Annotated in this window: 8 protein-coding genes; 7 read left to right on the top strand and 1 reads right to left on the bottom strand. The window is 72.4% G+C overall.

The window, feature by feature from the left end:
• Positions 1-416 precede the first annotated feature (416 nt).
• The 4 genes from GQS52_RS12840 to GQS52_RS12825 all read left to right on the top strand — a co-directional run bounded on the left by GQS52_RS12840 (position 417) and on the right by GQS52_RS12825 (position 4,323).
• The gene (locus tag GQS52_RS12840) at positions 417-1,019 is read left to right on the top strand and encodes a PadR family transcriptional regulator (protein WP_182313591.1); all 603 of its coding nucleotides are present in this window, start codon (positions 417-419) and stop codon (positions 1,017-1,019) included.
• Positions 1,020-1,066: 47 nt separating this feature from the next.
• Positions 1,067-2,149, top strand: coding sequence for an inositol-3-phosphate synthase (locus GQS52_RS12835; protein ID WP_182313590.1), 1,083 nt, complete (start codon positions 1,067-1,069; stop codon positions 2,147-2,149).
• A gap of 240 nt (positions 2,150-2,389) precedes the next feature.
• Positions 2,390-3,658, top strand: coding sequence for an MFS transporter (locus GQS52_RS12830; RefSeq protein ID WP_182313589.1), 1,269 nt, complete (start codon positions 2,390-2,392; stop codon positions 3,656-3,658).
• A 353-nt stretch (positions 3,659-4,011) separates the two neighbouring features.
• The gene (locus GQS52_RS12825; protein ID WP_182313588.1) at positions 4,012-4,323 is read left to right on the top strand and encodes a hypothetical protein; all 312 of its coding nucleotides are present in this window, start codon (positions 4,012-4,014) and stop codon (positions 4,321-4,323) included.
• Between the two features lie 140 nt (positions 4,324-4,463).
• Here GQS52_RS12825 and GQS52_RS12820 read toward each other — a convergent pair whose 3' ends face one another.
• The gene (locus tag GQS52_RS12820) at positions 4,464-5,891 is read right to left on the bottom strand and encodes a CCA tRNA nucleotidyltransferase (RefSeq protein ID WP_259371110.1); all 1,428 of its coding nucleotides are present in this window, start codon (positions 5,889-5,891) and stop codon (positions 4,464-4,466) included.
• Positions 5,892-6,151: 260 nt separating this feature from the next.
• On the opposite strand from GQS52_RS12820, the gene GQS52_RS12815 reads away from it, so the two are divergent.
• From GQS52_RS12815 to GQS52_RS12805, 3 genes are all read left to right on the top strand, one after another.
• On the top strand, positions 6,152-8,509 hold the full coding sequence (locus GQS52_RS12815; RefSeq protein WP_182313586.1) for a DUF6049 family protein: 2,358 nt from the start codon (positions 6,152-6,154) through the stop codon (positions 8,507-8,509).
• Positions 8,510-8,558: 49 nt separating this feature from the next.
• The gene (gene murJ / locus GQS52_RS12810; protein WP_182313585.1) at positions 8,559-10,706 is read left to right on the top strand and encodes a murein biosynthesis integral membrane protein MurJ; all 2,148 of its coding nucleotides are present in this window, start codon (positions 8,559-8,561) and stop codon (positions 10,704-10,706) included.
• Positions 10,707-10,875: 169 nt separating this feature from the next.
• A complete protein-coding gene (locus GQS52_RS12805) occupies positions 10,876-12,792 on the top strand; it encodes a protein kinase family protein (RefSeq protein WP_182313584.1) in 1,917 nt (638 codons plus the stop codon).
• Positions 12,793-12,803: the final 11 nt, after the last annotated feature.

Genomic DNA, 12,803 nt, shown 5'->3' with positions numbered 1-12,803 from the left:
TCCGCCGCCGGACGGCTGTGGCGGCTTGCGACGGTGCTCGCTCATTGAACAGCTACTCCTCGGACAGGCGGACATCGCCTGTAGGCGGCAGTTGACTTCCGGTCCCCCCGCGCGCGCCCCTCGGGGGCGCACTGCACCTTGGGAATGGGACGCCCCTCGGCGTTCCCCGGTTCCCGGTGCTCTGCATGGCGAACAGAGTACGCACCGTCAAAACATGAACTAAGTCTCTTATCACCCCACAACGGGCACGGACGCGCCCGCGAAGTTCGGCATCCGCACGTTCTTCGAACATCCGGCGGGGCAGGTGCTTGCCCGCAGCCCCGCGCCGTTCTATCGTGCTGATGTATCGAGTCGATACATCAGCACGGCATAAAGACATGCCGGCAGCATCACAGGACAGGACGAGGAGGCGAACGATGAGCAAACGCTCCGGCGTGCTCGAGTTCGCGGTACTCGGCCTGCTGCGCGAATCGCCCATGCACGGATACGAGCTGCGCAAGCGGCTCAACACCTCGCTGGGAATGTTCCGCGCGTTCAGCTACGGCAGCCTCTACCCCTGCCTGAAGACACTGGTCGGCCGCGGATGGCTGGTCGAGGAGCCCGGGCCCGAGGTCCAGGACCCCCTCGCCGGCGCGCTGTCCGGCCGGCGGGCGAAGATCGTCTACCGGCTCACGGCGGAGGGGAAGGAGCACTTCGAGGAACTGCTCTCCCACTCCGGCCCCGATGCCTGGGAGGACGAGCACTTCGGTGTGCGCTTCGCCTTCTTCGGCCAGACCGAGCGCGAGGTCCGCATGCGTGTCCTCGAGGGGCGGCGCAGCCGCCTCGAGGAGCGGCTGGACCGGATGCGCGCCTCCCTGGCCCGCACCCGCGAGCGGCTCGACGACTACACGCTCGAGCTGCAGCGGCACGGCATGGAGTCGGTGGAGCGGGAAGTCCGCTGGCTGAACGAACTCATCGAGACGGAGCGGGCCAGCCGGGACCGCAGGTCAGGCCCGGACCCGTCCGACACCGCCAAGTAAGGTCCGCGCCGTTCGCGGCCTTGACGAGATCACAGGGAGCAACCGGAATGGGTTCGGTTCGCGTAGCCATCGTGGGTGTGGGCAACTGCGCCGCATCGCTGGTGCAGGGCGTCGAGTACTACAAGGACGCCGATCCGGCCGCTCGCGTGCCCGGTCTGATGCACGTCCAGTTCGGCGACTACCACGTCGGCGACGTGGAGTTCGTGGCCGCCTTCGACGTGGACGCCAAGAAGGTCGGGCAGGACCTCTCGCACGCCATCCTCGCCAGCGAGAACAACACCATCAAGATCTGCGACGTGCCGCCGACCGGCGTCACCGTGCAGCGCGGCCACACCCTCGACGGCCTCGGCAAGTACTACCGGGAGACCATCGAGGAGTCCGACGCCGAGCCGGTGGACGTCGTCAAGGCCCTTCAGGACGCCCAGGCCGACGTCCTCGTGTGCTACCTGCCGGTGGGCTCCGAGGACGCCGCCAAGTTCTACGCCCAGTGCGCCATCGACGCCGGCGTGGCCTTCGTCAACGCGCTCCCGGTGTTCATCGCCGGCACCAAGGAGTGGGCGGACAAGTTCACCGCCGCCGGTGTGCCGATCGTCGGCGACGACATCAAGTCGCAGGTGGGCGCCACCATCACGCACCGCGTGATGGCGAAGCTCTTCGAGGACCGCGGCGTGATCCTCGACCGCACGATGCAGCTGAACGTCGGCGGCAACATGGACTTCAAGAACATGCTGGAGCGCGACCGGCTGGAGTCCAAGAAGATCTCCAAGACGCAGGCCGTCACCTCGCAGATCGTCGACCGCGACATGGGCGAGAAGAACGTCCACATCGGCCCGTCCGACTACGTGGCCTGGCTGGACGACCGCAAGTGGGCCTACGTGCGCCTGGAGGGCCGCGCGTTCGGCGACGTCCCGCTGAACCTGGAGTACAAGCTCGAGGTCTGGGACTCCCCGAACTCCGCCGGCGTGATCATCGACGCCCTGCGTGCCGCGAAGATCGCCAAGGACCGCGGCATCGGCGGCCCGATCCTCTCCGCCTCCTCGTACTTCATGAAGTCGCCGCCCGTGCAGTACTTCGACGACGAGGCCCGCGAGAACGTGGAGAAGTTCATCCGCGGCGAGGTCGAGCGCTGATCCGCGGCACCGCGTCGGCCGCCGGGCATCCGCCCCGGTGACCGGCGCGGTGCCGTCCCGCGACGCGGTGCCGCCCAGCCCGGCACCACTCGGACGTCCGGCGGCGTCCGCCCGCCACCACCTGCCCGGCGTCGCCCCTCCGGCACCGCGGCGCTCCGCGGCCTCCGGCGCCGTTCCGCGGCCCGGCGCCGCTCCGCCGACGCCGCCCGCCCCGGTGCCGCCCGCCCCCGGGAACCCTCCATGCCACTCCTGCGCGACCTGGCCGGTCTGGCCCGCCTGCGCGACTTCCGCCGCCTGCTGACCGTCCGCGTCCTCTCCCAGGCCTCCGACGGGGTCTTCCAGGCGGCCCTCGCCACCTACGTGGTCTTCTCTCCCGAGAAGCAGGCCTCGCCCGCCGCCGTCGCGACCGCCATGGCGGTCCTGCTCCTCCCCTACTCCTTCCTCGGCCCGTTCGCAGGTGTGTTCCTGGACCGGTGGCGGCGCCGCCAGACACTGCTGTACTGCAACCTGCTGCGCGCCGCCCTCGCCTGCGGCACCGCCGCCCTGCTCGCGGCCCGTGCGCCCGACTGGCTCTTCTACGCCTCGGCCCTGGTGGTCACCGGCGTCAACCGCTTCGTGCTGGCCGGCCTGTCCGCCTCCCTGCCCCGGGTCGTGGGCGGGGACCGGCTGGTCACCGCGAACTCCGTCTCGCCGACCGCCGGCACGGTCGCCGCCACCACCGGTGCGGGCGCGGCGTTCGTCGTCCACCTCCTCCTGGGCGGGGGCGCGGGGGCCGACGCCGTGGTGGTGCTGGTGTCCGCCGCCCTCTACCTGGGCGCGGCACTGGCCACCTCGCGGATGGCCGTCGGGCTGCTGGGCCCCGACCCGGACCGGGTGCTGCCGCACCTGGGAACGGCGCTGGCGAGCACCGCTCGCGGCCTGGCGGCGGGAGCCCGGCACCTGGCGGAACGGCGGCGCGCCGCCTGCGGCCTGGCCGCCATGGCAACGATGCGGTTCGCCTACGGGGCTCTGACGGTGATGGTGCTGATGCTGTGCCGCTACGCCTGGGGGCCGGGCGGGGCCGCGCTGCTCGGGGCGGCCGTGGCGGTCTCCGGAGCGGGTTTCTTCCTGTCCGCACTGGTCACCCCGTGGGGTGCGGGCCGGTTCGGCACGGCCGGATGGATCACCGTGTGCGCGGCAGCGGCGGCGGTGCTGGTCCCGGTGCCGGTGCTGTCCTTCGAGCCCCTGCCCGTGCTGGCCGCGGCGTTCGTCCTGGGAGCGGCCACCCAGGGCGCGAAGATCGCCACCGACACGATCGTGCAGACCACCGTCGACGACGAATACCGCGGCCGGATCTTCTCCCTCTACGACGTGCTCTTCAACGTCGCCTTCGTGGGGGCGGCGGCGGTCGCCTCGCTGGTCCTGCCCGCGGACGGCCGGTCGGCGGGGCTCGTCGTCGGCGTGGCACTGCTCCACGGCGCCGTCTCGCTGGCCGCAGCACGTTTCCCGGCCGACCCCGCCGGCCGCTAACGTACGTGCTTTCGGTCATGACGAGGGGGAATCTGATGACCTATCCGCCGCCGCAGGGCGCGCAACCGTATCCGCCCCAGCAGCCGCAGCCGCAGGGCGGGTACGCGTATCCGCCCCAGCAGCCGGCACCGCCGCAGGGCGGGTACGCGTACCCACCGCCGCAGCCGCCACAGCAGCAGCCCTATGCGCCACCGCAGTTCGGCCCGCCGCAGCAGCCGCAGCAGCCTTACCCGCCGCAGCAGATTCCCTATCCGCAGCAGCAGGGCCCTTACCCGCCGCAGCAGGGCCAGCAGCCCTGGACGGGGGGTCCGCCGCCCGTGGCACCCCAGCCGTCCGGGGGCGGGCGGTCCGTCATGGGGATCCTCAAGGGGATCGGCACGGTCGTCGTCCTCGTGGCCGTCGGGATCGCCTGGATAGCCGGGCTGGACGACGCCGACTCCGCAGAGGTCGGCGACTGCATGACGAACCACGGCAACACCATCTCCCCGGACCTGGAGGTGGTGGACTGCGGGACCGCGGAGGCCGAGTTCACCGTGTCCGCGGTGCACGAGGACACCACGGACACCGAACTGTGCTCCGAGGGGACCGTCGCCTACACCGAGACCATCACGCGCCGCAGGGGCTCCGACACCAGCTTCGTGCTCTGCCTGACCGAAACCCCGTAACCGTCGCCGGGGCACACCGCGCGACCGTCGCCGCGGCGGTTCCGTCCGCGACTGCGAACCCGGCCCGTGTTTCACGTGAAACAGCCGACCGTTTCACGTGAAACACGGGCCTTCGGCATGTGCCGCACCGTTCCTGCCCCTCAGTGCTCCTGGCGGGCCCACCACTCCTTGAGGGCCGCGACCGACGCCTCGTGCTCCATGGGCCCGTTCTCCAGCCGCTGCTCCAGCATGTACTGGTAGGCCTTGCCGACCAGCGGGCCGGGCGGAACGTCCAGGATCTGCATGATCTGGTTGCCGTCGAGGTCGGGCCGGATGGAGTCGAGCTCCTCCTGCTCCTTCAGCCGCTCGATCCGCGTCTCGAGGGCGTCGTAGGTGCGCGCCAGGGCCGCCGCCTTGCGCTTGTTGCGCGTGGTGCAGTCCGACCGGGTCAGCTTGTGCAGCCGTTCCAGTAGCGGTCCCGCGTCGCGCACGTAACGGCGGACCGCGGAGTCGGTCCACTCGCCGGTGCCGTACCCGTGGAAGCGCAGGTGCAGCTCCACCAGCCGGGAGACGTCCTTGACCAGGTCGTTCGGGTACTTCAGCTTCATCATCCGCGACTTGGTCATCTTGGCGCCGACGACCTCGTGGTGGTGGAAGGAGACCCGCCCGTCCGGCTCGAAGCGGCGCGTCCTCGGCTTGCCGATGTCGTGCAGCAGGGCCGCCAGGCGCAGCACCAGGTCCGGCCCGTCCTCCTCGAGGCCCATCGCCTGTTCGAGCACGGTCAGGGTGTGCTGGTAGACGTCCTTGTGCCGGTGGTGCTCGTCCCGCTCCAGGCGCAGGGCCGGGATCTCCGGGAAGACCCGGTCGGCCAGTCCGGTGTCGACCAGGATCTGCAGGCCCTTGCGGGGCTGCGCGGACAGCACCAGCTTGTTGAACTCGTCACGCACCCGCTCGGCCGAGACGATGTCGATCCGCTCCGCCATGTCCTCCATGGCCGTCACGACCTCGGGGGCCGGGTCGAAGTCCAACTGGGCCGCGAAGCGCGCGGCCCGCATCATCCGCAGCGGGTCGTCGGAGAAGGACTCCTGCGGGGTGCCCGGAGTGCGCAGCACCCGCCGGGCCAGGTCCTCGAGACCGCCGTACGGGTCCACGAACTCGATCCCCGGCAGGACGACGGCCATGGCGTTGACCGTGAAGTCGCGACGCACCAGGTCCTCGTCGAGCGAGTCGCCGTAGGAAACCTCGGGCTTGCGGGAGGTGCGGTCGTACGCCTCCGACCGGTAGGTGGTGATCTCGATCTGGTAGTCGTTCCCGGCGGCGTCGGCCTTGCGGGCGCCCACCGTGCCGAAGGCGATGCCGACGTCCCAGACGGCGTCCGCCCAGGGGCGGACGATCCGCAGGACCTGCTCGGGACGGGCGTCGGTGGTGAAGTCCAGATCGTTGCCCAGCCGGCCCAGCAGGGCGTCCCGTACCGAACCGCCGACCAGGGCCAGCGTGTGCCCGGCGTCGGCGAACCTGCGGCCCAGGTCGTCGGCGACCGGGGACACCCTCAGCAGTTCGGTGACGGCACGGCGCTGGGCCCGGCTCAGGGCACCTGCGGCCGCGGTCGCGGTCGCGTCGCCGGAGTGCGGGGCATGGGAGGCGTTGTTGGCGTTCGGCACAACAGGAAAGGGTACGTGGCACCGGCGGCGCCCGACCGCACACGGCCCCGCACCGCAGGGCCGCCCCGGAAGCTGTGACGACATCGCAACGATCATGCGGCGCCTTCCGAGGCACCAGCCCTCGGGCGCCATCGTTACCATGCCAGGACGCATATCCGACGAGACCCGAGGACGGCGAAGGCGTGGGCGTGGCGGCTGAGGATTCCGGTACGACGCATGGCCGGTCCCGGCTGCGCCGGGCGGTGGCGCTGGCCACCGGAGCACTCATGCTGCTGGTACCGGTGAATGCCCTGCCCGGAGACCGGGCGCAGGCGGCGTCCGCGCCGGCCTCCCCGGCCTCCCCGGCGGCGACCGGGTCGAGGACGGTCGAGGTGTCGATCGACTCGCTGAGCCCGTCGGTCCCCGTGAAGGGGGACACGATCACCATCGACGGCACCGTGCGGAACACCGGCCGGTCGGCCGTCACCGACGCGCACGTCGGCGTCCGGGTCGGTGACGGCGGGCCGCTGTCCAACCGCAGTGCGATCACCGCGGCGGCCGGGCGCGGCGGCCTGGCCCCCTCGGACGGCGCCGAGATCGCCAAGCACCGGGACGCCCTCCCCGACATCCCTGCCGGGATCACCGTCCCCTTCAGCCTGGACGTGCCCGTCAAGGCGCTCGGACTCCGCCGCGACGGCGTCTACCAGCTCGGTGTCTCCCTGACCGGCCGGACCGAGGAGGCCCGGTACGACCACACCCTCGGCATCGAGCGGACCTTCCTGCCCTGGTACGACGGCGGCAAGGCCGAGCCCACCCGCGTCACCATGCTGTGGCCGGTCGTCGACGCCTCCCACGTGGCGGCCGTCAGCAGCCCCGACGAGCAGCGCACCCCGGTCTTCCGCAACGACGCGCTGGCGGACGACATCGCCCCCGGCGGGCGGCTCCGGCAGCTCGTCGAGATCGGCCGGGACCTGCCCGTCACCTGGGTGGTCGACCCCGACCTGCTGGCCACCGTCGAGGCGATGACCAGGCCCTACGAGGTGGCCGGCGAGGACGGTGACACGGACAGGACCACCAGGGGACGGGGCACCGAGGCCGCCAAGGAGTGGCTGGACGGCTTCCGGAAGGCGGTGGCCGGCGACGAGGTGATCGCCCTGCCGTACGCCGATCCCGATCTCGCCTCCATCGCCCACCGCGGCAAGGAGGTCCCCGGCACCCTCGGCCAGCTGAAGTCGGCCACCGAGCTGGCCTCCTACACCGTCGACACGATCCTGCTGGTGGAACCGCGCACCGACGTCGCCTGGCCCGTCGAGGGCGCCGTCGACTCCTCGGTCGTCTCGGTTGCCGGTGCCGCGGGCGCCGACAAGGTCATCACCCGCAGCGACAGCCTGCGTGAGCCCCGCAGCCTCAGCCACACCCCGAACGCCGCCCGGCCGGTCGGCGCCGGAATCACCGCCCTCAACGCGGACGCGGAGCTGTCCACGGCGTTCACCGGCGACATGACGGACGCCGGCAGGGCCACCCTCGCCGGGCAGCAGTTCCTCGCACAGACCCTGATGATCGGCCAGCAGTCCCCGGACAAGCAGCGCAGCGTCCTCGTCGCCCCCCAGCGCCGGCCCACCGCCAGCCAGGCACGCGCCATGGCCGAGGCGCTGACCGCCGCCGAGGAGGGCGGGTGGATCACCGCGGTGGACTTCGACACCGCCACGAAGGCCGCCCCGGACCCCGACGCCGGCCGCGCCGTCCCCGGCCGCGGCTCCTACCCCGGTTCCCTGAGCAAGCAGGAGCTGGGCACCGACGCGTTCCGGGAGATCCAGAGCACCCAGGACAAGCTCGACGGCTTCGTCGTGATCCTTTCCCAGAAGGACCGGGTGACCACCCCCTTCGGGACCGCGCTGATGCGCGCCACGTCCAACTCCTGGCGCACCGAGCCCGACGGGGCCGCCCCCTACCGCGAGGACATCGACACCTACCTGGACAGCCTCGTGGGCGCCGTGCACCTGCTGGACAAGAGCACGGTGACCCTCTCCGGCCGCAGCGCCACGATCCCGGTCACGGTCGAGAACAACCTCGCTCAGAAGGTGGAGGGCCTGGAGCTGCGGCTGACCTCCAGCCAGCCCAACCGCCTCGACCCGGGGGCGCCGCAGGAGGTGGTCGTCGAGGGGGGCCACACCCGCTCGCTGAAGTTCACCACCGAGGCCAACGCCAACGGCAGGGCGTGGGTCACCGCCCGGCTCTACACCGACGAGGGCGTGCCGTACGGCGCCCCGGTGCACTTCCAGGTCAACGTCACCTCGGTCACCGACGTCGTCCTGCTGGTGATCGCGGGCGGCCTGCTGCTGCTGGTCCTCGCCGGCATCCGGATGTACACCCAGCGCAAGCGTGCCGCCCGGGAGGCGGCCGAGCAGCGCGGCGGGCCGGAGGACGGATCGGACGGCGGACAGGAGGACGAGCAGCACGGCGGACAGGACGGCGGACAGGACGGCGGGCAGCCGGGTGAGACCGGCCCTGACACCGACCCGGGCGGTCCCGGGGCGCCCTCCGAGGGTGAGAAGGTGGGGCGGTAAGTAAGGTCAGGGCTTCGACGCTGCGGACTTTCACGAGGTGGGGCAGAGGATGAGCGCGCCGTACGACCGCGACAACGGCCCGGGGGTGCCGGGGCCGGGACACGTCCCGCCGCCCCCGCCCTCTCCCGGACAGCGGCCCGAGGCCGATCCCTACCTGCAGGGCACCTACGGCAGCGACCCGTTCCGGCAGCAGGAGCAGGGCGGCGCCTGGACGGACACCGATCCCCTCGGTCCCGCCCCCTCCGGGAGCGGGCACGGCGACCCGTTCGCCCACCTGTACCGCGACAGGCGCGCCGGGGCCGAGCAGCCCCCGCCCGTGCCCGACTACCCCGAGGTGCTGGACACTCCGCTCCCGCCGGACGACACCGCGCGCGGGCTCCAGCCCGAGCCCGAACCCGTCGCGCCGGCCGGCCCGGCCGGTCCGGCCGGCCGGCAGTCCGCGGGCGGGCACTCCTCCCCGGAGCCCGCCCCCGGCGCAGCCCCCACCGCCGCCCCCGCGGCAACGGCAGCGGCTGCGCCCGCAGCCGCGGCCGCAGCCGCTCCGGAGAAGAGCGGCGGACGGGCCGGCGGGATCCTGAAGTCGAGCGCGCTGATGGCCGCCGGCTCCCTGGTCTCCCGCATCACCGGCTTCGTCCGCACCGTGGTCATCACCGCGGCGATCGGCGTGAGCATCCTCGGCGACTCCTACGCGGTGGCCTACAACCTGCCCACCATGCTCTACATCCTGGTGGCCGGCGGCGCGCTCAACTCCGTCTTCGTACCGCAGCTGGTGCGGTCGATGAAGGAGGACGACGACGGCGGCGAGGGCTTCGCCAACAGCCTGCTCACCCTGGTGATGGTGCTGCTCGGGGCGCTCACCGTCGCCGCCGTGGTGGGCGCTCCGCTGCTGGTCGCGGTCATGTCGCCCGAGTTCGCCTCCAAGCCGGACACGCTGAGGGTGACGGTCGCCCTCGCCCGCTACTGCCTGCCCGTGATCTTCTTCATGGGCCTGCACGTCGTCATGGGCCAGATCCTCAACGCCCGCGGCCGCTTCGGCGCGATGATGTGGACCCCGGTCCTGAACAACATCGTCATCATCGCCACCTTCGGCATGTTCATCTTCGTCTACGGAACCCACTCCGAGACGGACATGGGCGTCACCACCATCCCGGACGAGGGCCTGCGGCTGCTGGGCGTCGGCACCATGCTCGGGCTGGTCGTCCAGGCACTGGCGATGCTGCCGTACCTGCGGGCCTCGGGTTTCCGCTTCCGCCCCCGCTTCGACTGGCGCGGACGGGGCCTGGGCAAGTCAGTCTCCCTGGCCAAGTGGACCTTCCTGTTCGTCCTGGCCAACCAGGCCGGTCTGATCGTCGTCACCCAGCTGGCCACGGCCGCGGGCGCCGCGGCCACCGACCAGGGCTTCCAGGGCACCGGTTTCGCCGCCTACAACAACGCCCTGCTGATCTGGCAGCTCCCCCAGGCGGTCATCACCGTCTCGGTGATGACCGCGGTCCTGCCGCGGATCTCCCGCGCCGCCAACGACGGCGACCCCGGCGCGGTGCGCGACGACCTCTCCTACGGGCTGCGCACCTCCGGTGTGGCCATAGTCCCCGCGGCCTTCGCCTTCCTCGCCCTCGGCCCGCAGATCACCAGCCTGATCTACGGCGGCGGCACGGACGTCCAGGCGAGCCGTTCCATCGGCCACATGCTGATGGCCTTCGGCCTCGGACTGATCCCCTACTCGATCCAGTACGTGGTGCTGCGCGGTTTCTACGCCTACGAGGACACCCGCACCCCCTTCTACAACACGGTGATCGTGGCCGCGGTGAACGCCGCCGCTTCCGCGGCCTGCTACTTCCTCCTGCCCGCCCGCTGGGCCGTGGTCGGCATGGCGGGCGCCTACGGCCTGGCCTACGCGGTCGGTGTCGGTGTGGCGGTCAAACGGCTGGGCAAGCGGCTGGGCGGGGACATGGACGGCCCGCGCATCGTGCGCACCTACACGCGGCTGTGCGGGGCGGCCCTGCCGGCCGCCCTGCTCGCCGGCGCGGCGGGATACGGCATCAACCGGGTCCTGGGTGAGGACTTCCTGGGGTCCCTGGTGAGCGTCCTGGTGGGCGGGGCCCTCCTGCTCGGCACCTTCGTGGTCCTGGCCCGCAGGATGCGGATCGAGGAGGTCAACGGCATGGTCGGCATGGTCCGCGGGCGTCTGGGACGCTGACGCGCGGCGCGTGCGGCGGACGGGACCGGGCACGCAGGGCAACCGAGCGGCTCCCCCGCGGGTCGTGCAGAGCGCCGGGCACTGGGCACAATTGTCCTCGGCTTGTTCCACAGCAGCAGACGAGCAGCAGACGAGCAGCACACACAGGGATGGGGAGGCAGGAGCGACGGTGGCGGATCGGAGCACGGCTGCCGTCGACGTGGCCAAGGAGAGCGGCCGGTCGCCGCTCGCCGCGCATGCGGACGGTGCCACGGCCGACGGGGTGACAGCACGGAAGCCCGGCGGCGCACAGGCCGACGCGGAGGCGGGCGGCGCAGGAGCGGAAGGTCCCGGGGAGACGGCCACGGGGACCGGCGGCACGTCCCCCGACGCCTCCGGCACCTCCGGCACCCCCGGCGCCCGAGTGCCTGCGGACGCGGACGCGGAGACGGTGGAGAACGCCCCGTCCGCCCCGTCCGCCCCGTCCGCCGCGGACGCCGGGAGCGGCCCCTCCGCGGACACCGTGGCGGAGCCCTCCGTCGTCATCTACGACGCCGACAGCGGCGTCCTGCCCGCCACCCCGGACCTCCACAGCGGGCACAAGCTCGCCCGCCGGTACCGCCTCGAGGAGTGCCTGACCCGGACGCAGGGCTTCAGCAGCTGGCGCGCCGTCGACGAGAAGCTGCGGCGTGCCGTCGGCGTGCACGTCCTGCCCGCCGAGCACCCCCGGGCCCGCAGCGTGCTCGCCGCGGCCCGCTCCGCGGCCCTGCTGGGCGACCCCCGCTTCGTGCAGGTCCTCGACGCGGTCGAGGAGAAGGATCTCGTCTGGGTCGTCCACGAGTGGCTTCCGGACGCCGTCGATCTGACCGCGGTCCTGGCTGCCGGGCCGATGGAGCCCTACGACGCCCACCGCCTCGTCTCCCAGCTCTCCCAGGCGATGGCCGCCGCGCACCGGGAGGGCCTGTCCCACCTGTGCCTCCACCCGGGCACCGTGCTGCGCACCGAGTCCGGCCAGTACCGCGTCCGCGGCCTGGCCGTCTCCGCCGCGCTGCTGGGCAAGCAGTCCGACACCCCGCAGCGCGACGACACCGAGGCGATCGGCGCCCTGCTCTACGCCGCCCTCACCCAGCGCTGGCCGTACCCGGACGACGCCCACGGCCTCTCCGGTCTGCCCGCGGACATAGGGATGGTCGCCCCGGACCAGGTGCGCGCCGGTGTCCACCGCGGTCTGTCCGAGCTGGCCATGCGCGCCCTGGTGCACGACGGTTCCGCCTCGTCACGCCACGAGGAGCCGTGCACCACTCCGGAGGAGCTGGCCAAGGCGGTGGCCGCCCTGCCGAAGATCCGGCCTCCGGAGCCGGAGGTGAACCCGTACCGGGGCAGCGGCTACCGGCAGCCTCCCGCCCGCGGTCCGCACAACGCCGCCCCGCGGCCGGCTCCGGTCCCACCGCCGCCGCCGGCCCTCCCCGGGCGCACGGGCAAGGTCCTCAAGTGGGGTGTCTCCGCCCTGCTGATCGCGGCCCTGGGCCTGGGCAGCTGGCAGCTGGCCGACACCCTGATGAACGGGCGGAAGAGCAGCCAGGACTCGACGGAGACCTCCTCCGGGGCCACCGGGGGGAACAGTCCCAAGCCCTCGGTGCCCCTCGACATCACGTCGGCGACCGAGTTCTCGCCGCTCAAGGGGGCGATGAAGCCTGCCGACGCGCCCAAGGCCGTGGACGGGGACGACTCCTCCTCCTGGATAACCCTGCACTTCAAGGGGTTCGCGAACTTCGGCAACCTGCCGGACCGCGGCAACGGCAGCGGCATCGTGGTCGACCTCGGCAGTGTCCGGAAGGTCACGGACGTCGAGGCGAAGATGTACCTGCCCGGGCAGACGGTGGAGGTCCTGGCCGCCGCCCCCGACGCCTCCGCCCCCACCGCCCTCGCCGACTTCCCCGAGCGGATCTCGCAGGAGCAGTCGGTGGGCAAGGAGCTCAAGGTGTCCGCCGCCGAGCCGGTGGAGACCCGCTACGTCCTCGTCCGCATCAGCGCGCTCGCTCCGGAGACCACGGGCCAGTACCGGGGCGGGATCTCGGAGATCACGGTTCGGGGCGAGGGCGAGTAGCGGACCGCACG

The organism is Streptomyces sp. SCUT-3 (genome assembly GCF_014083985.1).
GTDB lineage: Bacteria > Actinomycetota > Actinomycetes > Streptomycetales > Streptomycetaceae > Streptomyces_H > Streptomyces_H thermolineatus.
The sequence above is the reverse complement of the archived record's forward strand: the minus strand, read 5'-3'. Positions and strand labels throughout refer to the sequence as shown.